21 protein-coding genes and 1 tRNA gene are annotated in these 22,099 nt (G+C 37.6%); 11 read left to right on the top strand and 11 right to left on the bottom strand.

The genetic code is table 11. The features are described from left to right. Positions 1-49 precede the first annotated feature (49 nt). The gene (locus MKY78_RS08075) at positions 50-199 is read left to right on the top strand and encodes a hypothetical protein (RefSeq protein WP_186869552.1); all 150 of its coding nucleotides are present in this window, start codon (positions 50-52) and stop codon (positions 197-199) included. A gap of 300 nt (positions 200-499) precedes the next feature. On the opposite strand, the gene MKY78_RS08070 is transcribed toward MKY78_RS08075, so the two are convergent. Beyond that, positions 500-1,657 carry an AI-2E family transporter gene (locus MKY78_RS08070; protein WP_339217261.1) on the bottom strand — a complete coding sequence of 386 codons (1,158 nt, stop codon included), beginning with the start codon at positions 1,655-1,657 and terminating at the stop codon, positions 500-502. A gap of 365 nt (positions 1,658-2,022) precedes the next feature. Between MKY78_RS08070 and MKY78_RS08065 the strand changes: the two genes are divergently transcribed. Next, complete coding sequence (locus MKY78_RS08065) at positions 2,023-2,844, top strand: phytoene/squalene synthase family protein (protein WP_339217259.1); 822 nt, start codon at positions 2,023-2,025, stop codon at positions 2,842-2,844. Positions 2,845-2,899: 55 nt separating this feature from the next. Here MKY78_RS08065 and MKY78_RS08060 read toward each other — a convergent pair whose 3' ends face one another. From MKY78_RS08060 to MKY78_RS08050, 3 genes are all read right to left on the bottom strand, one after another. Continuing rightward, positions 2,900-3,124: a DUF6199 family natural product biosynthesis protein gene (locus MKY78_RS08060; protein ID WP_339217257.1), complete on the bottom strand. Its 225-nt coding sequence runs from the start codon at positions 3,122-3,124 to the stop codon at positions 2,900-2,902. A 114-nt stretch (positions 3,125-3,238) separates the two neighbouring features. After that, the gene (locus MKY78_RS08055; RefSeq protein ID WP_339217255.1) at positions 3,239-3,436 is read right to left on the bottom strand and encodes a hypothetical protein; all 198 of its coding nucleotides are present in this window, start codon (positions 3,434-3,436) and stop codon (positions 3,239-3,241) included. Positions 3,437-3,498: 62 nt separating this feature from the next. Then, positions 3,499-3,945, bottom strand: a complete 447-nt coding sequence (locus MKY78_RS08050) for a hypothetical protein (RefSeq protein ID WP_339217253.1) — start codon at positions 3,943-3,945, stop codon at positions 3,499-3,501. A gap of 314 nt (positions 3,946-4,259) precedes the next feature. Here MKY78_RS08050 and MKY78_RS08045 point away from each other — a divergent pair, with 314 nt between their 5' ends. The 3 genes from MKY78_RS08045 (at position 4,260) to MKY78_RS08035 (ending at position 6,917) form a co-directional block, all read left to right on the top strand. Further along, positions 4,260-5,255, top strand: a complete 996-nt coding sequence (locus tag MKY78_RS08045; RefSeq protein ID WP_339217252.1) for a LytTR family transcriptional regulator DNA-binding domain-containing protein — start codon at positions 4,260-4,262, stop codon at positions 5,253-5,255. 109 nt (positions 5,256-5,364) lie between these two features. After that, positions 5,365-6,213, top strand: a complete 849-nt coding sequence (locus MKY78_RS08040; RefSeq protein ID WP_339217250.1) for an ABC transporter ATP-binding protein — start codon at positions 5,365-5,367, stop codon at positions 6,211-6,213. Beyond that, complete coding sequence (locus MKY78_RS08035) at positions 6,210-6,917, top strand: ABC transporter permease (RefSeq protein WP_339217248.1); 708 nt, start codon at positions 6,210-6,212, stop codon at positions 6,915-6,917. The genes MKY78_RS08040 and MKY78_RS08035 overlap by 4 nt, the downstream gene beginning before the upstream one ends. Before the next feature lie 203 nt (positions 6,918-7,120). Here the strand turns inward: MKY78_RS08035 and MKY78_RS08030 are convergent, their stop codons facing one another. Next, positions 7,121-9,142 (bottom strand): prolyl oligopeptidase family serine peptidase, encoded by a 2,022-nt coding sequence (locus MKY78_RS08030; protein WP_339217247.1) that lies wholly within the window; start codon positions 9,140-9,142, stop codon positions 7,121-7,123. Positions 9,143-9,322: 180 nt separating this feature from the next. On the opposite strand from MKY78_RS08030, the gene MKY78_RS08025 reads away from it, so the two are divergent. Continuing rightward, positions 9,323-9,652, top strand: a complete 330-nt coding sequence (locus MKY78_RS08025; protein WP_339217245.1) for a DUF4870 domain-containing protein — start codon at positions 9,323-9,325, stop codon at positions 9,650-9,652. Between the two features lie 303 nt (positions 9,653-9,955). Here MKY78_RS08025 and MKY78_RS08020 read toward each other — a convergent pair. Then, a tRNA-Ala gene (locus MKY78_RS08020) sits at positions 9,956-10,028 on the bottom strand. A gap of 138 nt (positions 10,029-10,166) precedes the next feature. On the opposite strand from MKY78_RS08020, the gene nagZ reads away from it, so the two are divergent. Beyond that, positions 10,167-11,846, top strand: coding sequence for a beta-N-acetylhexosaminidase (gene nagZ, locus MKY78_RS08015; RefSeq protein ID WP_339217243.1), 1,680 nt, complete (start codon positions 10,167-10,169; stop codon positions 11,844-11,846). Positions 11,847-11,870: 24 nt separating this feature from the next. Here nagZ and MKY78_RS08010 read toward each other — a convergent pair whose 3' ends face one another. The 3 genes from MKY78_RS08010 to MKY78_RS08000 all read right to left on the bottom strand — a co-directional run bounded on the left by MKY78_RS08010 (position 11,871) and on the right by MKY78_RS08000 (position 15,167). After that, positions 11,871-12,440 (bottom strand): hypothetical protein, encoded by a 570-nt coding sequence (locus tag MKY78_RS08010; protein WP_186869565.1) that lies wholly within the window; start codon positions 12,438-12,440, stop codon positions 11,871-11,873. 155 nt (positions 12,441-12,595) lie between these two features. Continuing rightward, the gene (locus MKY78_RS08005; protein WP_339217242.1) at positions 12,596-14,659 is read right to left on the bottom strand and encodes an ankyrin repeat domain-containing protein; all 2,064 of its coding nucleotides are present in this window, start codon (positions 14,657-14,659) and stop codon (positions 12,596-12,598) included. Further along, positions 14,625-15,167: a sigma-70 family RNA polymerase sigma factor gene (locus MKY78_RS08000; RefSeq protein ID WP_339217241.1), complete on the bottom strand. Its 543-nt coding sequence runs from the start codon at positions 15,165-15,167 to the stop codon at positions 14,625-14,627. Before MKY78_RS08000 ends, MKY78_RS08005 begins: the two co-directional genes overlap by 35 nt. Before the next feature lie 199 nt (positions 15,168-15,366). On the opposite strand from MKY78_RS08000, the gene MKY78_RS07995 reads away from it, so the two are divergent. From MKY78_RS07995 to MKY78_RS07980, 4 genes are all read left to right on the top strand, one after another. Next, positions 15,367-15,651, top strand: a complete 285-nt coding sequence (locus MKY78_RS07995; protein ID WP_211742309.1) for a YhdT family protein — start codon at positions 15,367-15,369, stop codon at positions 15,649-15,651. Next, positions 15,648-17,135 carry a sodium/pantothenate symporter gene (gene panF, locus MKY78_RS07990; RefSeq protein WP_339217240.1) on the top strand — a complete coding sequence of 496 codons (1,488 nt, stop codon included), beginning with the start codon at positions 15,648-15,650 and terminating at the stop codon, positions 17,133-17,135. Before MKY78_RS07995 ends, panF begins: the two co-directional genes overlap by 4 nt. A 233-nt stretch (positions 17,136-17,368) precedes the next feature. Beyond that, positions 17,369-17,764 carry a thiol-disulfide oxidoreductase DCC family protein gene (locus MKY78_RS07985; protein WP_186869570.1) on the top strand — a complete coding sequence of 132 codons (396 nt, stop codon included), beginning with the start codon at positions 17,369-17,371 and terminating at the stop codon, positions 17,762-17,764. A gap of 101 nt (positions 17,765-17,865) precedes the next feature. Continuing rightward, entirely contained in the window at positions 17,866-18,933 is a 1,068-nt protein-coding gene (locus MKY78_RS07980) for a DUF4097 family beta strand repeat-containing protein (protein ID WP_339217239.1), read from the top strand. A 212-nt stretch (positions 18,934-19,145) separates the two neighbouring features. Here MKY78_RS07980 and MKY78_RS07975 read toward each other — a convergent pair whose 3' ends face one another. Continuing rightward, positions 19,146-19,496: a hypothetical protein gene (locus MKY78_RS07975; RefSeq protein WP_339217237.1), complete on the bottom strand. Its 351-nt coding sequence runs from the start codon at positions 19,494-19,496 to the stop codon at positions 19,146-19,148. Positions 19,497-19,658: 162 nt separating this feature from the next. Then, positions 19,659-21,638: an acetoacetate--CoA ligase gene (locus MKY78_RS07970; protein WP_339217235.1), complete on the bottom strand. Its 1,980-nt coding sequence runs from the start codon at positions 21,636-21,638 to the stop codon at positions 19,659-19,661. Positions 21,639-22,099: the final 461 nt, after the last annotated feature.

The raw sequence follows: 22,099 nt of genomic DNA, 5'->3' as shown, positions 1-22,099 counted from the left end.
TATCCCCCCGAATATACTGACAATGACATTATATTTGGGGGTCCTCACTATGAGCTATGTAAAAAGTGGTCTAGCCTTTTTAGGGTTTTTAATTACCGGAATGGGAATTGGGTTGTTTTTTCATAATATGGAAGCTGGAGGAACGGTAGGGTTCGGATTAGGAATTTTATCTATCGTGCTGCTGCGTAAAGATAATTAAGGAAACAATGTACCCCGGGGAATTCTTTATAACACTAGATAAGGATAGAAAGTAAACAGGCTTGAGGGAGATTAATGCCTTAGAGCCTGCTTGTTTATATTGAGAATTATAAGTAGGTTTACTAATCAATCTAAACTAGGGGCCGATAAGGATCATCAATTGGTTAAACATCCAATTGATAACGAACAATAGAAAGCCTTTATCATTCATCAGCAGCGAGAATGAAGCTAAAATGAACAATAAAGGCCAATTTAACTATTTATAACTAATTAACCAACTAACAATGACTCTACCTCTGATTTATTCTTCATCAATCTGATAAGGACCGTATTTTTCACCATAAAATCGGTTGTATCGCTCTTTAAATTTTTGATACATGTATGAAACAATGACTTTTAAGATGGCATATCCTGGTATACCAAGAACGACACCTACTAGTCCAAATAAATTACCTGCTACTAGTAATACGATCATAATCGTTAATGGGTGAATTTTCATCGTTCTTCCCATAATATTAGGCGATATGAAGTTCCCTTCTAAGAATTGAACAACAACCCATACGATTGCCAACTTCAATAGCATTAACGGTGAATTAACTATCGCAATAATGACAGCTGGAATAATGGAAAGGGTTGGACCTAAATATGGAACGACACTTAAGATAGCTGCTAAAATTGCTAATGTGATAGCGTAATCTAATCCGATAATAAAGTAACCGATATATAATAGGATTCCGATACAAGTTGCAACAATAATTTGTCCCTGAATATACGATCCTACTTGTGCATCCATATTGTCTAATACGTGATTTGCATCTTTTCGATATTTAGGTGGTAATAATTTTAAACTATATTCCTTGAAGCGATTCCCATCCTTTAATAGGAAAAAGAGAACGAAAGGGAAGGTTACCATGGCTACCACAACATTCGTAACAGTACCCGCAAAGCTTCTTACCCCTGCAAATGCATCTAACACATAGGAACCGATAACACCTGGAATATTACTGAAATTAGACACAACCCAGTTATAAGCCTCGTCATAATAAGGCTCAAGAAGTGTATTATTCTCAATCCAGCTGTTTATATCCAACCATAATGTTTGTACATAATTGGGGAATGCTGTGATTAAGTCGGAAATTTGTTTTTCGATAGCTGGAGCAATTAATAGGATTAATCCAGTTGCTAATCCACCGATCCCAATGATAATAATCACAATTCCCCAAATCCGTTGTATCTTTAGCTTTTCTAGTAAATCAACTATAGGATTTAATAGATAAAAAGCAATAAAAGCTAGAATAATTGGCGGTGTTACGGTTGATAAGATTACGATGAATGGGTAAAAAATAAAGGAGATCTTGTTATAAATTAGGACCGTTATCCCAATCAAGATTAGTACTCCTAAGACAAATACAATATTTTTCCCCCCAAGGAACTTAATGAAGTGATTATCTGAGTTCATAAATTGGGACTCCTTTTTTCTTTCTATTATAGAGGATGCTGGGGAAATATGCCATTTAAGATTTAAATACATTTGAGGTATGATAATAGGCTGAAAACGTAAAAATGAAGGTCTGCCTGATGAAACTTACAATCTAGGTTTAAAAATTCCAATGAAATGCAAGTACTGTCGTTAACCGTAACGTGCACGCAAATTCAAGCAAGATCCTTAGAAGTTTGTTATACTTTATATATAGTAGGAGTAAAATAAGAATATAAATGAAATAGTATATATACGATGGGGGTTCTAAGAAAGTATGTCAGCTTTCAAGGAATCCCTTTCACACAAACAAATTTAGGCTCAGTTTTTAAGGAGGATTTACCAGCTTGAATGACGTGGCGAGATTAGAAAAAGAAGCAATGCATATGCTAAAAGAAACTAGTAGAACATTCTATATACCGATAAAGCTTTTGAAACCGACATTGCGCAAAACAGTTGCTTCGGCGTACTTATGTATGCGGGCAATTGATGAAATAGAGGATCATGAACAGCTGGATTCGAATTCAAAGCAATTATTATTACGTTCCACTAGTGAATTATTAAAAGGTGACTTTAATAAGGAAGCATATAAACAATTAATTAAACCCTATGAAGCCATTTTACCAGAGGTAACGAAGCGATTAGGAGATTGGATTTATTTCTGCCCGAAAGATATTGTGGATAAAGTATTAGAATCAACTAGTATCATGGCAAGAGGCATGGCAGACTGGGTAGAGAAAAACTGGAATATTAAAACAAAAGAGGATTTAGATGATTATACATACTATGTTGCTGGACTTGTCGGTGTTATGCTTTCCGATATTTGGCGATGGTATGATAATACGGAAACGAATAAAGACTTGGCAATTGGCTATGGAAGAGGTCTTCAAGCTGTAAATGTATTGCGTAATGTAGATGAGGATAGAGAGCGCGGTGTACAGTTTTTCCCTGATAATTGGACAAGAGAAGATATGTTTGAATATGCATCTGCCAATCTAGCGAAAGCAGATGAATACATGAAGTCTATTAAGACGAAAAACATCATTCTATTCTGTAAAATACCACTTGCTTTAGCCAATCGAACCCTTCATGCGCTGAAAATGGGCAAGGAAAAAATATCTCGTCAAGAGGTAGAAGCAACTGTAGATGACATACTAAAGAATAGTTAGTAAACCACGGCATAATGGTCGTGGTTTTTTCTTTGTAAGCAAACAGATATTAGGCTTATGAAAAGTAAAATATTTTAAGTAGGATGCCTGCCAGTATACTTATCGCGAGAAATATACTGATAACACCACTAATACGAACCTGCCATAAATATGTCTCAGATGGTTCTTCTGCGTTCTCGGTCTTCCATTTTTCTGAGTTTTCCCATGCGAGGTCTGGTTTTAATATAGCTAAAAGTCCATAAACAATAAGAATTCCGATGAGAGTTAATAAATAGTACATATTCTATCTCAATCCCCCCTCACTTATTATTACGAATACAAGTGGTGAATTGTTTCATAAAAAATAGAAAAGAGACCATATGGCCTCTTACGTATTATAAGATAAATAATATAACTAATTCGTGCTCTTATTAACGAGTGCTCGAAGTGCTAGGTAGATTATTGCGATCGCAAAGACAACAATGACAAGTCCACCTATTAGTTGAAGGATTTCTGCAATTTGCTCTGTAATGATGGTCGAAGTAGGTACGTTAGCAAGCGCAAATCCTGCTAAAATCGCTGCAATATATAGTCCTACAAGTCTATCCCACATACATATCCCTCCTTCCACTATAGGCTATGCAGAAGGAGGGGACATTGTTTATTACATTTGTCCTAGTAGCATTGGAAAAAGGCAACGCGATCTAAGTCAATGCCAAAGTATACCCAGCGATTAAACTGCCATCTGAATCCGGCAACGGAATTTCTTCCGACAAATGTTGGATAGAACCAGAAGGCGTTACCGTTCTCTAACCAAATATAGGTAAATCGAAATAAGCAACCTCTAATTGCTCCAGGGTCAATAGCAAATGTTTGAAATTGTGGTTGTTGTGGAATAAACGACGGTGGCGGAGTAGTTGGAGCTCCTACTTGCCCCCCATCGGGTTGGCCGGGAAAACCTCCACCAGGGAATTGTCCTCCAGGCTGACCAGGGAATGGCCCACCTGGGAAGAACCCTCCAGTTTGCCCTCCTCCAGGAAATCCGCCAAAAAATTGTCCTAATAAATATCCAGGTAAATTAAATTGCCTCTCATCATCATATGGTGGCCAAAATTGATTCAACTCGTATTCCTCCTTAAAATGTCTTCCATTTAATATATGGGGAAAACAACTAGGATGGGAGTCTATTGGGGAAGAATGGGCTAATTACTATATATAAAAAGAAGCACTTAGTTTACTAAATGCTTCCTTCTTTTCATGAATTAACAAATAAAGACTAGAAAATTCTGGTTAGTCAAGCTAAGATTAATTAAAGACTGTCTTGACCGATAGAATAAAAGACGGTGCATTCGTTAACGAAGTCGATGATTGTTATGAAATTTTACTAGGAAAAAACGGGGGATAATGGTTTCATGAGTGTTCTCACTATACATAATTTGGAAAAACAAGAAAAGGATATGCTGCTATTTCCAGCTTTTGAACTGGGAATAGAGAAGGGACAAGTCGTTGTCATTCACTCTAATCTTAATATTAGAGTAGCTATATTAGAGATGTTAGCTGGTAAAGAGCCGATATTCAAAGGGGAAATAACGCTATTAGGGGAGAAAATCTATAAAAAAAAGAAGGAGACGGAGCTAAAGTTAGGAATATGCTTCTTTGAAGTGGGGCTTTACCCTAGATTAACGGTATTGGATCATATTAATTTTTATAAGCAGCTTTATGGTTCAGAGCTTTCCAATGAAACCATTCTAGATGTGGTACAGCTGGGGGTTGTAAAGAATAAAAAGATAAATCAGCTGACTTTTTCTGAAAAAAGACGGGTTCACTTTGCCCTTATCCTCATACAAGATCCAATTGCGTATATATTTGAAGAGCCAGATTTAAATGTTGATATGGAAACAAAACGAGTATTTCTAACTATTCTTGAGGAATTAAAAGAAAAGGACAAAGCGATACTTGTATTAACCAATAATATGGAAAGTGCTATTACGATGTCTAATGATGTATACCGATTAGGTCAATCGGGTTTAAGTAAAGTACAAATGGAAGATGGATCAGAGGCTAAAGATAAAGAAGAGGGTCAGGTTGCTCTTAATTTTAATAAAATTCCTACTAAGGTGAATGAGAAGATCATTCTCTTTGACCCACCTGAGATTGATTTTATTGAAAGTAATGATGGTCAATCCATTGTATTTATAAAAGGAGAATCATTCCCAAGTGTATTTACATTGAATGAATTAGAACAACGGTTAAAGCCGTTTGGATTTTTCCGTTGTCATCGTTCTTATATTGTGAACTTGCAAAAGGTGCGTGAGGTTATTACGTGGACAAGAAATAGTTATAGTTTAGTTTTAGATGATAAACCGAAGTCCTCCATTCCACTTTCAAAGGCAAAAATGGCCTTACTAAATGAAATGTTGGGCCTAAAATAAGCTCCATTCAATCCCAAATATGCTCTTTTCGCGGAAAAAATAGTGCAGAAACCCTTATTTTTCAATAATCTATGAGTACAAGAGAAAATAACCATCGCGGAGGAGAAAAATGGAAAATATCATTCAAGTGAAAAATTTAGCCAAGATTTTTGGGAATCAAACGGCATTAGAAAATGTTAATTTTAATGTAGCAAAAGGGGAAACGTTTGGATTTTTAGGACCAAGTGGGTCTGGAAAAACTACAACGATAAAAATATTAACTGGTCAGCTACTGCAAACTTCTGGTGAAGCTGAAGTTTTTGGGGTAAAGAATTCGGCACTCAATAAAGGATCTTACCGTAAAAGAATAGGTGTTTTATCGGATAATAGTGGTTTATATCAAAGACTTTCGATAGAAGATAACATGAAGCTTTATTGTGAATTATATGATGTTCCGAAAAAAAGAATGGATGAAGTGTTAGATCTAGTTAACCTTCTAGAAGAAAAGAAGAAAATTGTTTCCAAGCTATCCAAAGGGATGACCCAGCGCGTACTTTTAGCAAGAACATTATTACACGAACCAGAATTGTTATTCTTAGATGAGCCGACTTCTGCATTAGATCCAGCAAACTCTAAGCAAATTCATGAAGGGTTACGTCGCTTAAATGAAAAGGGGATAACCATCTTCTTGACTACACATGACATGAGTGAAGCGGAAACCCTTTGTAATCGAGTGGCATTCTTAAATAAAGGAAAAATCCAACTATTAGATGAACCGAAAGCATTACGCAGGAAGTTTGCAGATGGAACCTTGATAGTGGAATTAAAGGATGGTAGGGTCCTTCAAGTTCCAGGTGGTGCAGAAGGGGCGGATGAGGTTTATAGCTACATGTCTAAGAATGAAATTGCTTCTATTCATTCCAATGAGCCAACATTAGGAGATATTTTCGTAGAGATTACTGGGAGGGAATTAGTATGACATTATCATGGAAACGAATTTATGCGATTTTTAACAAAGATTTAAAGGATCTATCTAAAAATATGTATGTTAGTTCTGTCCTTATCATGCCAATTGTCTTGGCCTTTCTATATAGTAATATGGGGGAAGTAACGATAGAGCTACATTACCTAGTTATTAACATGACGTTAGCATCCGTGACGGCGTTTATTCAGTGTGCGGTTATTGCGGAGGAAAAGGAAAAACATACATTGCGAGGACTTATGCTCTCGCCGGCTTCCTTAACAGAGATTCTTACTGGAAAAAGCTTAGTCAGCTTCTTTTTATCCATTATTGCAATTGTAGTATGTGCTATGATTACAGGCTATGAACCTACTAATCTACCGGTTATTGCTGTGGCGTTAGTTATTTCTATGTTATTTTATTTAGCGCTAGGAACGATTATGGGGCTATTATCAAGAACGGTTTTAGAAGCATCGGTTATTTTCTTACCTATTATTTTTCTGTTCGGTTTTGGTTCCCTGTTAGTACTGTTAGTGGAACAATACCCTGCATTATCGTTTATCGAGTACTTACCCAATATCCAATTAGTTGAAATTGCTTATGATGTAGAAGCAGGATTAGGATTTGGTGATGTATGGTTGAATTTAGTAATTCTACTAGCATGGGCTGCCGTTCTCTCTCTTTTAACTGCCTTTGTTTATAAGAAGAAGGAAATGGATTAAAGCGTTAGAGATTTAATCCTTGTAAGAAGAAAAGATTAGCTCATACCCTAAAGCTGCACATGTATCCTTTTCTATAGACTGCTGTTAGCAAGGGCTACTATTAAAGTTCTTAGTAGCCCTGCTCCTAGTAGTCTTTTTGCGTATGCTACTTACAAAAGAGGCAATATAGAGTCTCCTTGAGTTAATTCCAATAAGATGCTATTTTACTGTAGTTCCTTATCTAAGAACGCATAAAAATCTACCCATTCTTCCATTACCTTCGAAGTTGGCTTCCCTAATCCATGTCCAGCTTTAGCCTCTAGACGTAAGATAATGGTAGAATCTTTGTCTGCCTTTTCCATTAAGGTTGCTGCAAACTTTTTGGCATGTGCTGGTACAACACGGTCATCACTTTCGGCAGTGGCAATGAGAACCGGTGGATATTTAACACCCTCTTCAATATTATGAAGTGGTGAATATTTATAAAGGAATGGGAACTGCTCTGGATTATCTGCACTACCGTATTCTGGAATCCAATAGCGACCAATAGTAAATTTATGATAACGAAGCATATCAATTACAGGAACACGGCAAATAACAGCGCCATAAAGGTCTGGTCTTTGTACCATACATGCAGCAACTAATAATCCACCATTTGATCCACCCATAATAGATAGCTTTTCTTTTCGTGTATAGTTGTTTTCAATTAACCATTCACCAGCTGCAATAAAATCATCAAATACATTTTGCTTGTTTTCTAACATTCCAGCACGGTGCCATTCTTCTCCGTATTCTGTTCCTCCACGAAGATTGGCTACAGCGTAAATGCCGCCTTTTTCTAACCAGCGTAAGATAGCAGGATTAAAAGAAGGTGTCATATTGATGTTGAATCCACCATACCCGTATAAAATGACGGGATTATCACCATTTAATTCTATGTCCTTTCGATGTGTTAGGAACATTGGAACCTTTGTCCCATCCTTTGACGTATAGAATATTTGCTGCGTTTCAAAATCAGATGTATCGATTGGCAATGTTGATTCTGCAAAAACAGTAAGCTTCTCGGAATCAAGATTATACTGATAGACAACGGTTGGACTTAAGAAGGAGGTTACGCCAAAGTAAATCTCATTATCTTCTTTGCTACGTGAAATATCGGTCAAAGAGCCAAGGATTGGTAATGGGATGTCATTTTCGTAGGCTCCATCTAGATGATATACCTTTAATTGATGATGAGCATTATGCAATAATCCAATTACGAGCTTGTCATGAAGAGCAATAACAAAATCCATTACATCAGACTGTTCGGGTATTACTTCTTCCCAGTTAGAAGGGTCAGGATTATCCAAATCAATGGCAATGATTTTGCCATTTGGTGTGTTTAAATCTGTTTTAAAATAAAAGGTAGTATCTTTATTCGTCACATATTGATATTCAGCATCTGATTTATCTAATAGCCTAGTGAAAGGTTCATCAGAGTCAATTGGTCGTAAGTAGAAACGATTTTCTGTAGCTGTACCTAGGAATACATATAAACAGAGGTATTTATCATCATCACTAATAAAGGATGAAAACATAAGCTCTTTGTCTTCTGGCTGTTCATGTACTAATGGATCACTTGCTTGTTTATCCCCGATACGATGGAAGTAAACTTTATTATAATTACTTTCGTCCTCAGGTGCTACACTACCTGGTTCTGGAAAGCGGCTATAGAAGAATCCAGAGCTATCAGGAGACCATATAATACTAGTAAATTTAACATGTTGGATATGGTCCTCTAAATCAGTACCTGTCGCTAAATCCAAGACGCGAATCTCTTGCCAGTCACTTCCGTGGGTAGAGGTTGCGTAAGCTAAGTACTTGCCGTCTTTACTGAAGGCGTAATTCGTCATCGCGACAGTTCCGTCTTCACTTAGTTTATTAGGATCTAGCACGACTGTCTCCTTGTCAGCGTCTTTACGGAAAAGGATGGCTTGATTTTGTAGTCCATCGTTCTTTTGATAGTATAGCTTGTCCTTAATTTTCTTTGGTACAAAATATTTAGGAAAATTCCACAGTTCCTCTAATCTCTTTCTATCTGCATCGCGAGTATGGATTGGGGCAAAATAGTTGTTACATTGCTCTCCCATCCAGTTACTCCATTCCACTGTGTCACTAGAATTAGCATCCTCTAACCACCTATATGGGTCACTTACTTTTGTACCATGGTAATCTTCTATAATCGAATCTTTTTTTACTGTTATCATGTTTGTCCCCCTTGTAATATATCTTCTTAAGTAATATTCGAGAAAGTTGGCTTAAATCCTTTTTATTATGGAAAAAACTTCGAGTATCGTAAATAAAAATAATCATATTAAGTATATACACGTTATATATAAATAAAGATATAATAAACAACTTAAATTAAACGTGTTGGAGGAGATAAGATGGGTTCTACTGAAGATGATCGCTTGTTTGCCATGTTATTGTACGTGTTAAGTTTTCCGTTTCCAGTGCTTGGTCCTTTATTAATTTGGCTAATTAAACGGGATAGTTCAGATTTTGTCGACTATCATGGGAAGGAGTATTTTAACTTTATTATTTCCTTTACGATTTACTCGATCGTTAGTAGTATTTTAATGATCATCTTAATTGGATTCTTGTTAATTGTGGTGGTTGGTATTGTGTGGTTTATCCTAACTATCATTGCTGCAGTTAAAGCATATCAAGGGGAGACATATCGTATTCCATTGGTTATTCGCTTTATTAATAATTAGTAAAGGGAGAAAACGTTCAAGCTCATTTGCTTGAACGTTTTCTCGTGTTACATGATAAGCTTTGCTACAATTTCTCCATCTACCATGATGCCTGTCTCTACAAAACCAACGGAATGATAGAGATGTCTTGCTACCTTATTTTCTGGACTATAAGAAATATAAAAAGCCCCTAAGTGGGTGTCCCTAGATGAAGCTATTGAGCAGAATGAAAGTTTGATGGTTCGTTTGGATAAGAATGATTGGATAGTGAGGGAGACTCTTGTTTTAAAGGAACTGAGGAAGATTCTTGAAGTAAAAAAGTAATGGAGCATAGCGGGCTCGAACCGCTGACCTTTGCACTGCCAGTGCAACGCTCTCCCAGCTGAGCTAATGCCCCAAACATTCTAGTAATATTATAATCATTCCTTCGCTTTATTTCAATACTGTTAGATTACGAGTATAGTGAAAGGAAAAAGACACTTCTCGGATATTTCGTCTAATCAAAGGATAGAATAAAGGAGAGGGAGTGTGTTTAATGAAAAGATTTCTGGTTATTATTGGTATCACCGTAATCCTTCTCATAACATTAGCTATCGTAAATAATGCAGATAATCGAAGTACTTCTTCTGCGAAGGATGCGCAGCAGGCAAGGCATCATCCTGTTGAAAAAAGTCTTGATCCACAAAGTTCGATATACCGATTCATTTCTGAAATACAAGAACAAGCGAAGGAAGGCAAACTACCCGGGGTATCCTTCATTGCTGGGGAGACACTATTGGATGATGTTACCGATCAATGGGGAGATCCCGCTGATTCAAGTCCTTCCGGTGAGACTGTATATATCGATTATCCAGATAAGAAAGTAGCCTTGGGCTATAGTGGGGATATTATATTCGATATCCGTTCCTTTGAAGATAGGCTCTCAGACGTACGCTTTGCTGATATTATCGAGTCGTTAGGTGAAGCAGATGAACAACGTTATTATGAAGATGATCAAGTAGACCAAATAATTCTCGTGTATCAAGTAAACGATACATACCAACTAAAATGGGTGCTTCCAAGACCAATAGATAAGGAGGATAATCCAGCACTCCATCATATTTCCTTATCGATGGACCCTACTAAATTAACCAGTAATCAATCAAGCATATTAGAGACGTTGACTCTTGATGAAAAAATTGGCCAGATGATTATGGCTGGGATGGAGGGGACAACGCCAGAACCAGAAACAATACGTTTAATCGAAAATTATAAGGTTGGTGGCATTATATTCTTTCGTAAAAATTTAACTAGCTATTCGCAGTCTTTGCAGCTAGTGAATGGAATTAAACGAGCGAATTCGGGCAATCCAATTCCATTGTTTTTATCTGTCGATCAGGAGGGCGGCCGGGTAACTAGACTTCCAGGCCTTGAAGAGCTGCCTACTAATAAAGAGATTGGTTTACAGAATGATCCTAAATTGTCGTACCAAATAGGAAGTATATTAGCAGAAGCGTTACACGCATTTGGTATGAATATGAACTATGCTCCAGTAATCGATGTGAACAGCAATCCTAAAAATCCCGTAATTGGCGACCGTTCCTTTGGAGATAATCCAAGTTTAGTAAGTACCCTTGGCATTCAGACGATGAAGGGTATGGAAGCGAATGATATTATACCAGTAGTCAAGCATTTTCCAGGACATGGGGATACATCAGTTGATTCACATCTAGAACTTCCTCAAATAGATAAGAGTTTAGAGGCGTTACATGAATTAGAGCTTATCCCATTTATCGATGCGATTGATGAAGGCGCTGATGTCGTCATGGTTGCGCATATACTTTTCCCTTTACTCGACTCAGAATTTCCGTCATCGATGTCCAAAGCGATTATGACGGATTTACTAAGGGAGGAGCTACATTTTGATGGTGTTATTGTAACCGATGATATGAATATGGATGCAATAGTCAATCATTATGAACCGGGAGAGGCTGCTGTTCAATCTGTAAAAGCTGGAAGTGATGTGATTTTAATTAGTAAGGAATATAACGATATCGTTCGTTCAATTGAGGCAATTAAGTCTGCTGTTGAAAAAGGTGAAATCAGTGAAGAGCGAATAAACGAGAGTGTTCAAAGAATATTAGCTGTAAAGGGAAAATATCAGATTACCGATGAGCAGGTAGCATATTATGACCTGGAACAGATTAATAAAAAAATTAAAGAGGAGCAGCAATAGGGGCTTTCTGGTAAGTTCCTATTGTTAGTCCTCCCAATAAAATAGCGCATCAAAAAGCTTATACGGTGGATCGGCGAGAATGGTAGGGATTTTTGTTTGAAAAGGAAGTGGTTCATTCAAATAGGTCTTATCTAAAATGGTGAAGTGGAACTTCTCTAAGACTCTTTTTATCTCACTTATCTCATCTTCCCAGTCTCCTGGTGGAAGCGAGCCGACTGAGTGATTTGAAATGAAATCACTAGATCCACCATTTCTATGTTTCGTAATCTCGCTTTCTCCGAATATAGCTACCGGGGCAAGCCGATTAATATATACCCTAATTCCATCAATCCATAGCTCATAATCCTTTTGTTCCGAAGAGCTACCGTCCTTTTTATAGCAGAATACATCTACATAAGAAGCATAACCACTTCCATAGCTATCAAAGTTTGCCTCAATAGCTAGATTCTTAATTGCGGAGATTGATCCAACTACACTAGCAATATAATCATTCACTGCCTCATGGTCATATTCCTCCAAGTTATATGGATGAAATTCGCCAACCGGATTTCCCTTAATAATTCTTTTTAGTTCTTCATTTGTGAATGTGGACATAACTACCTCCTAAGTAAAAAAATCCTATCATACTTAAAACAATGTCCATACTAGTGATGTACTTTCATTATACCTTAAAAATGAGTGGGGATAGATTATGGTTGCAAGTGGAATTGGAAAAGGAGAAAGGCACAACAGCCTTCCTCCTATTTTCATCATGGTGTCCATTCATTGTGCAATATTCCTACTAACTTCCATTCGTTGTTGTATGGTTCAAAGATTAACGTCAATTGAAGCCAGCTTAAATCATCTCCAGGTATCGTTTCATTGAATGAATACTGGACCATGTGGGCATCAGGGTATTTCCCTCGTATAATGTCGGTAAAAAACTCTGGACCACTTAGGTTTTGTTGATTGACAAAGATAGAATCTGGCTCTTGTTTGGTATAAACATAGTTATCCAAGTACTCAGCAGGTGACAGATCAATCGGTAAGCCGCTTGATCCATGGTCTCCCCAGTGATAAACCGTTTTATTCTGTAATAACCCAGGAATCTCATTAGCTTGGAAGATTACTGGTTCATGCTCTTCTGTCACTGGTGTTGAATTTAGCTGGAGGAATGGCGCAAGGACAACACCTTTTTCAGGGTGAACATGATTAGAGAGCTCAGTCATATTTCTTGTTGCAAGTAAATCAAATACGGTTTCTGCATGTTCAACAATACCAGGCTGCTTGTAAAGTAGCTCCAGTGATAAAATAGCTGTTTCTTCCTTTGGATAGGTTACGGTACCATCAAAAGAAAACCGGAGCTCATAATGATCTAAGCTATAGGATAGATAGCGTAATCCGTTTGCTTCATCCGTATAGGTGGAACTTGGCTGCCCTAATGCCGCTTCGATATCATTTACAGTTACATTATCACCAGGATTTAATTCATACCGGTATTTCGTATATAGATTTTCTCCGTCGGACTTAATAAATAAATGGTCCCCATAAACATCTGCCACACCATTATCTACCGTATATGATTCAAACGCTTCCCCGTACTGATTCGGGAAGATGGAAGAATCCGCTGGAAGCTGAATGGTCATTAAATTAGGCAATCTTCCTATCGAGGCATAAGAAAGTAAATCAGCCGATAGCATTTCTTCAAGCGTTGGAATCTCAGACGCCATCCATCCTTCATATTCATACCCTTCCACTAAATCAGCCCCATGTTGAATGAGCAGGTCTTTAATGGACTGATCATTAAATTTACTAGCCATCCATAGCACGGTCACATCACTATTAGATGTAACGGTTGTATTAGGATTAGCATTAGCTTCTAATAAAAGTTTCGCCATATCGGTCTGATGTCCATAAACTGCTAGAACTAGTGCGTTATAATCACGTGCATTGCGGTGTTCGATATTCGCTCCATGTTCGATAAGCAGGGAAGCGACTTCTGTACTAGTTGTCAATGTTAGTGGCGTGTCTTTATTTTCATCTAAACTATTTGGATCAGCTCCAGCAAGAAGTAATGACTCCACCACTGTATCTAGGTTTTCTTTCGCAGCAAGCTGTAGAGCACGATCTGGATTTGCTCCTTCTTGTATATGCTCTAAAATAGTGTCCCAATCTCGTTCGCTAGGTGCCTTTGCTAACTCTTGATCTAGTAATTCCTCTACATTTTTACTTTCCTCTGGCAGCTCTTCTGGTTCCTGTTCCGATTCTTCTACTACTAAATATTCATCGGTGTAGAAAACTTCTTTGAAATTTTGCCATTCTGCTTTATCCATCTCATACTGTTTACCATCTATCATAACCACATTGGAATCACTGAAATGAAAGGCTTCTAATAGCTGATTCTGGTTGTTGTATACCTCTAGTGTTTCAGCAAACTGAGTATCGCTGGCTGGAGTTTCTATTAGTTCCGTATCCTCCATCGTCTCGTAGAACAAGTTAATGATAGCTTGCTCTTCTGAGGTGTAGGTATTACCATTTAGCTCTCCACTAATTTTAGAAACCTCATCCTCTATAAAATTAGTTAATAATAAGGTGGACTGCTGTTCTTTCCCAAGGGTTCCATACAGTAATAGGCTGAATATAAATGCTGCTGCTAATGCACCGATTGTAGCGGCTATACCCTTATAATTTCTTTTTTTCTTCGGTTTAATATTCGCTGCCCTAGTATTTAAGATGGTTCTCTTTATCTGCATTTCTTTTTCTTTATTTAAGTTAGGCTTTGGCATCATACGTAAGTGTTCATCTAGCTGGTCTAGGTGATTTAGTTTCTTCATAAGAGAAACACCTCCTTAACTCTTCGTGTAAAGCTATTTTTGCCCGATGATGTGTCGACTTTACTTTACTTTCACTCCATTTCAATATATTGGCTGTTTCTTGTACAGAAAGTTCCTTTATTCCACGTAGAATAATCACATCTTGGTAATTAGGCTTTAAGAGTTGAATGCATTCATAGATAGCCTTTGTATCTTCATTTAAGTCTAGTATGGCTTCTGGAGAATTCTCTGTTTTAGGTTCATTGGCCTGATCAAGTGGCACGGTAGTAGCGTATTTTTTGGCCTTCTTTTTCCTAGTTTCATCAATGGCTAGATTTCGCGCGATACTAAATAGCCATGTTTTCGGTGTAGCATTTTCTTTAAAGCTCGTAAACCCCTTCAATGCTTTTATAAAGACTTCCTGCAGCAAGTCTTCAGCATCTCTTGGGCCGATCCTGTATAGTAAAAAATGATAGATATCATTTCCATACTGTTCAAACCAATCCGATATAATCTCATTATGCGACACAATCCATCACCTCCTGGTTTTCAATAAATTAGACGTAGAACAGAGAAATAAATTGCATTTTATTCGGATATTTTTAAAAAATAGGCTAGGCTACAATTATCCTATTTTTGATATAAGGACGCTGTATTGCTATTTCATTCTAGTTATCTATATAATTGTAGAAGTATATAGCTTTACATAAGATTAAGGGGGGATTACAGTGCAGAACAATAAACATGATTTAAATAAAATTGCTAATCGAGAAGCATTAATAGGTGTCGGGTTAGCCGTCATTAATTTTATTTGGTGGTATGCTTTTGCATATGGTTTAGGAAGTAAGGACCCTGCGGAGTATAAGTTTATCTTTGGTTTACCAGATTGGTTTTTTTATAGTTGTGTAGTGGGATTTATTGTAATGGTAGTTTTAGTCATCATTGTTGTCAAGGCATTCTTTGTAGAGGTTCCCTTTGAGGACGAAGATGAAGAGGGGGATAGTGAACGATGAATTTAGTTGCAATCATACCATTATTTGTATTTTTAGTACTTATTTTTCTAGTTGGGTTGTATGCTAGCAGATTTGTGCAGTCGTCTAATTCGTTTATGCAGGAGTATTTTCTAGGGGAGCGTAGTTTAGGAGGATTTGTCCTTGCGATGACAATGACAGCTACATATGGAAGTGCAAGTAGTTTTATTGGTGGACCAGGAACAGCCTATACACAAGGGCTTGGTTGGGTTCTACTTGCAATGTCTCAGGTGGTTACTGGATATTTTGTATTAATGGTATTAGGGAAAAAGTTTGCTATCGTAACGCGGAAATATAAAGCGATAACGATGGTAGATTTCTTGAAGGGACGTTATAAATCACCAGTTGTCGTAGTACTTTCAGCAATTAGTATTGTTGTCTTTTTATTCTCTGCTATGGCCGCACAGTGGATTGGTGGGGCTAGATTAATTGAGTCCTTAACCGGTATGTCGTACACCACAGCCTTATTTATCTTTGCGGTTTCCGTACTCATTTACGTAACCATTGGAGGATTCCGTGCCGTGGCGTTAACGGATGCCATACAAGGAAGCTTCATGTTTGTAGGGACGTTAATCCTGCTTATTGCAACCATAATTGCAGGTGGAGGCATTCCTAACATTATTGCGGATTTAACTGCTGAAAATCCAAACCTTATCTCTCCTTTTGGAGCAGAAGGAACCTTATCACCTGCCTATGTATCATCTTTTTGGATTTTAGTTGGTGTAGGGGTAGTGGCATTACCACAAATCGCTGTTAGAGCTATGTCTTATAAAAGTGCCAAATCGATGCACCGTGCTTTGATCATTGGCACGATTGTTGTTGGTTTCATCATGCTGAATATGCATCTAATTGGTGTATTTGCTAGAGCCATTCTTCCGGGTATAGAAATTGGAGATCAAGTAATGCCATTAATTGCTTTAGAAACGATGCCAGCATGGTTAGCAGGAATTGTACTAGCAGCTCCAATGGCGGCCATTATGTCAACAGTAGATTCATTGCTTATTCTAGTTAGTTCCACGGTCATTAAAGATGTATATATAAATTATGTTAAACCAGATGCATCACAACAGACCGTTAAAAGGATGAGTCTATCGGTTACGGCAATACTAGGCGTAATTGTCTTTATAATGGCCCTTAATCCACCTGAGTTGATTATTTGGCTTAACCTATTTGCCTTCGGAGGGCTAGAGGCGGCGTTTATTTGGCCGATTGTTCTAGGTCTTTACTGGAAAAACGGAAATAAGTATGGTGCAATTGCCTCCATTATTACTGGAGTAGGAATTTATTTGTTGTCCGATCTTTTACCAACACTATTACCATCGTACAATGATACCTTCGAGGTCATATTCAAGCCTTTCGGTATCCACGCTGTAGTAGTCCCAGTTGTTGTGTCATTCTTTGCCTATGTCATTGTTAGCTTAATTACAAAGAAATCGATACCAAATGAATTAAAACCAACTTATTAAAAGGAATAGACCGGGGAGAGAGTAAAACTAAATGTCAGACTGAGTGATATACGGTACTAGCTCGGGAAGTATATGGTTGCTTTATCGGGTGGTTGAACTTATTGTTCGTTTAAATGACACCTGTAAACTGTAAGTATGTTTCCTGAATCAAGTCTTTATTAATCATTCGGTATTGGGTTTTCTTCAATATTATTGTCCCGGTCTTTTTCTAAAAGGGAAAGAAGGTTTTGTGAATGAGAAGAATCATCCTATTCGATGGGGTTTGTAATTTTTGCAATTCTAGTGTCCAATTTATCATTAAAAGAGATACAAAAGGGCGCTACAAGTTTACCTCATTACAAAGTCCCATTGGCCAACAGCTATTAAAAGAGAATGAGATTCCAGATGAATTGGATAGCTTTATCTATTTAGAAGGAAATACAGTTTATTATAAATCGACGGCAGCATTGAAAGTATGTAAAGGGTTGAAGGGACCTTGGAAGTTCATGTATGCATTTATAGTCGTACCTAGACCGATAAGGGATTTAGTGTATGGAGTTATTGCCAAGAATCGCTATAAATGGTTCGGTAAACGAGAGAAGTGCATGATACCAACTCCTGAGCAGCGGGAACGTTTTTTAGATGCATAATTCAGCCTTAAGACGGAGCTTCACTACTTCATCAGTACGTTGTGTAATCTGTGCCCTGTATTAAACTAGAGATAGTAAATCGTTCACAGGAGGATACGGGTATGGTTACGGATATTATCAGTAGGATATTTGGTGGTACGAAACAAAAGGTTGTTCAAGAGGAATCCATTGCTATTCACAAATTAAGTGACTTGATTATCTCGGTTGATTCGGCAGAGGTGGAGGTTATTCCACATGAATCGCCGTCAGTAGATATAAAGCTTGAGTCTTTTGAAGGTGGGCCAGTTTTAGAGACTACTAAAACAGACGACACATTATTGATTACAGCAAAAAGAGAACGGCAGGGTATCGTTTTTCTATGGGGTAATGTAACGAAGTGTAAACTACAACTCCATATCCCTGTTGATATAGCGGATAATGTAGACATTACAGCGACATCAGGAAAAATAACTTTAACCCACCTAATTGCCAATACAGTTCGAATAATGGCAACCTCTGGTACCGTCAATCTAGCAAAGGTAACTGCTAGTAAGCTGACGTTAAATACAACATCAGGGAAAATAAGAGCGAAAGAATTAAAAACAGAGAAGCTATCCTTCGTAGCAAACTCTGGTATAGCAGAAATCCATTCATCTTATGGGAATATCCATGGGAGCGTTGGTTCAGGCAGTATACGATTAACGGAAGCTAAGGGAGAAGAGTTAGAATTAAAAGCGGGTTCTGGAAAATTGATCCTAAGAGAAGTCTATATGAAGCAAGCTACGGTTCGTTCCAATTCCGGGATGATTGAAGCAAAAAGCTTCTATGGCGAGACAACAAATGCCCATGTAGGTTCTGGTAAAATTAGCTTTCGTGACTTTAGTGGAGCGGTAAAGGCTAAAGCTTATTCAGGTAATATAATGTTATCTGTTTCGGAGAATGCTGGCTTAGATTTAAAAACTGGAAGTGGAAATATTCGCGTAGGGTTCCACGAATATGAACTAAATTCCGTATTTGATATTAAAATGGGGTCAGGTAGTATTGTTACGAATCTCCCTATGCAGGTAGAACAACGAGAGAAACATCATATAATAGGTAAATCTGGTCATGGAGATAATCTGGTTCGCATCCGTACTGGTTCTGGAAATGCAGAACTATACACAGAAAAATCATCAATTATGAATCCATAAAGGAAGAGAATTGTCTCTTTCTTTTTTTGATGGGGAAGATTTGTGCATGATTAGGTGGATAACTTAGTGCTAGTTATTCTCGTAACGATTCTTAGGAACTCTTGAAAATGTATGAGGGCTTGAATTCATTTGATATCCAATGATAGGAAACTTTTTCTAACTGGATATAATTTACTATGGTTGGTTTTTCCTTATAATAAAGTTCAAACTCGTTAATCTAGATAAAAGAGATTTAAACTATATTCCCCCTTAGACATTGATAAAGGAAATCTATTTTCTTGGATTTCCATTTGATATTCTGTATTAGAAGTTATTCTGTCCCAAGTTTCGTTTGTCAATTTGTATTCTTTATCCTTATAAATAAACTTAGTATTATTATTTATTGTAATTGCTTGAATTCGCCCTTCATCTACTAGGTCAATCACTACTTCAAAATTATTGTCGGATCTTTGTTTATCCATCACTTCAAAACTTCCAAAAGTAGAAGTAGTATAAAAGACTATATTAAACAAACCTATTACTATTGCCATAACTATTATTATATAAATATACTTTTTTTTCATCTAATCCCTCCCTTATTATTTCTTATGTAGTTCTCGGATTATGAACATCGTGATGCAAATAAGAAGAAGTGTATCAAAAGCCTTCTAAACAGAAGTGATAAAGATAATAAAGATGACGAGAAATCTTCTCATCATCTTTGTGTAACGTATAAAAGTCATAGCTTAAAGTCGTTCCTTAGCAAATTTCTCAAAGTAAACAAGGGATTCAGGGTTACTTAACGAACCTTTATTAGCTACCTTTTCCAGTGGCTGACCCATTAATATCTTTTTAACTGGTATCTCTAGTTTCTTCCCGTTTAATGTTTTTGGTATGTCTCGAACAGGAATGACCTCCGTTGGAACATGTCTTGGTGAGCACTGGGTTCGAATTTGATACTTAATGGCATCAATAATTTCCTCTGTCAGCTGTTGATGATCTGTCATGATGACAAATAATGGAACAAGAGAGTCGCCGTTTTCAAGTGGAATATCAACTATTAAACTATCCTTGATTTCTTTGATCTGGTCTACCGCGCGATAGATTTCACTTGTACCAATTCGTATCCCACCACGATTAATTGTAGCATCAGAGCGACCATATATGATACATGTACCTCGCTCCGTAATTTTAATATAGTCACCATGTCGCCAAATTCCTGGATACATATCAAAATAGCTATGATGCATCCTACTACCATCTTCATCATTCCAGAAGTAGATTGGCATAGCCGGGAAAGGCTCCGTTAAAACCAATTCCCCAACTTCATTTATCTTCGGATTACCATCATCATCGAAGCTTTCGATTTTAGCCCCTAGCCCCAGGCATTGTAATTCCCCAGCATAGACAGGTAGTATTGGTACACCTAAAATAAAGGCTGTACATACATCGGTTCCACCACTAATCGAAGCGATGGATAGATCTGCTTTAACGTGATCATAGCACCATTTAAACCCTTCTGGTGGAAGTGGAGAACCTGTGGAACTAATCGTCTTCAAATGACTTAAATCAAATTCCTCTAAAGGAGAGAAACCCTCTTTCATACATGCTGTAATATAGCTTGCAGATGTTCCGAATATCGTCATTTTCGTTTCTTCTGCTAACTTCCATAGCATTCGTTTATCTGGATAAGTAGGATTTCCATCATAAAGGATAATTGTACTTCCAGTTAATAATCCGCTCACTAAATAGTTCCACATCATCCAACCAGTCGTGGTAAACCAGAAGAAACGGTCCTCTTCATGTAAGTCTGTATGGAATGTCAGTGCTTTTAGGTGCTCGATTAATATACCACCTTGGCTGTGAACGATTGGCTTTGGCTTGCCTGTCGTTCCGGAAGAAAATAATATCCAAAGCGGATCATTGAACTCTACATCATGATATATTAACTCCTGCCCTGTATAATGGGTTGCATCATTCCACAATGTAACGGACAGTAAATCTGAAAATGGCTCTGTTGTATGGAGATATGGTATGGCAATCGTTGCTTTTAAAGTAGGGAGTTCAGCCTGTACTTCCTTCACAACGTCCATTCGATTAAATGCTTTTCCACCATAACGGTAACCATCTACAGTAATCATGACCTTTGGTTCAATTTGTTTAAATCGGTCAATGACACTTTGTTTACCGAAATCGGGTGAAGCACTTGACCAAACCGCACCAAGGCTTACTGTTGCTAGTAGGGAAACGATTGATTCATATATGTTTGGAATATACCCTACAACGCGGTCACCTTGTTTGACACCAAGATTGATTAATGTTTGTTGTAGTGCTGCTGTATCTTCATATAGCTTTTCCCATGTTACCTCATCACGGTTAGGCCGTACTTCTGATGTATGAATAATAGCGGTTTTATCCTTCTTATAATTACGAAAGATATGCTTTGCATAATTAATAGAAGCACCTTTAAACCACTTAGCACCAGGCATGTCATGGGAAGATAGTACATGATGATACGGCGTAGACGATTGGATACGAAAGTACTCCCAGATGGTTTCCCAAAATTCTTCTATATGTTCAACGGACCATTCCCAAAGGGATGTATAGTCCGCCATTGAAAAGCCTTTATTCTCGTTCAGCCAGTTCATATAGGTAATAATATTGGCTTGGTCGATACGTTCTTTCGTTGGCTTCCAAAGTAACGTACCTTCTTGAACTTGTTTCATGTAAATCCTCCCCCGATTTTCATAACTACTTTCATTATATGAAAACGGTTTCTATGTGTAAAGAATGGACCAGTTATGGTACAAACATAGAGAAGAGGCTGGTACGAAACTATTTCTAACATAGGATAAACCGAACATGAAAGTTAGTGCATCAGACCCGCCCTGGAAATATACTACGCGTTCACTTCCAGTACAGGGGTGACATCTGCTCGAAAAGACCATCGCAGTGTCTACCTTGCCGCCGGGCGGCTGGTGAGCCTCCTCAGAGCTAAAGCTCTTCCGGTCTCAGGCAGTGCCCTTTCCTCCCACAGGAGTCTCTGTATATTTCTGGGTAATGATAGTGATGGTTCGATTTTTATTCCCTTTGTTTTAGTTTTGTCCCGACCTCTGTATTTAAAAGAAAATCTCTATCTAGCAGTTAATATTGCAATCCCAAATTACCCAGATGTCTTGGTGTGAAA

The organism is Ornithinibacillus sp. FSL M8-0202, assembly GCF_037975285.1.
Classification (GTDB): Bacteria; Bacillota; Bacilli; order Bacillales; family Amphibacillaceae; genus Ornithinibacillus; species Ornithinibacillus massiliensis.
This window is presented reverse-complemented; position numbering and strand designations above follow the sequence as displayed.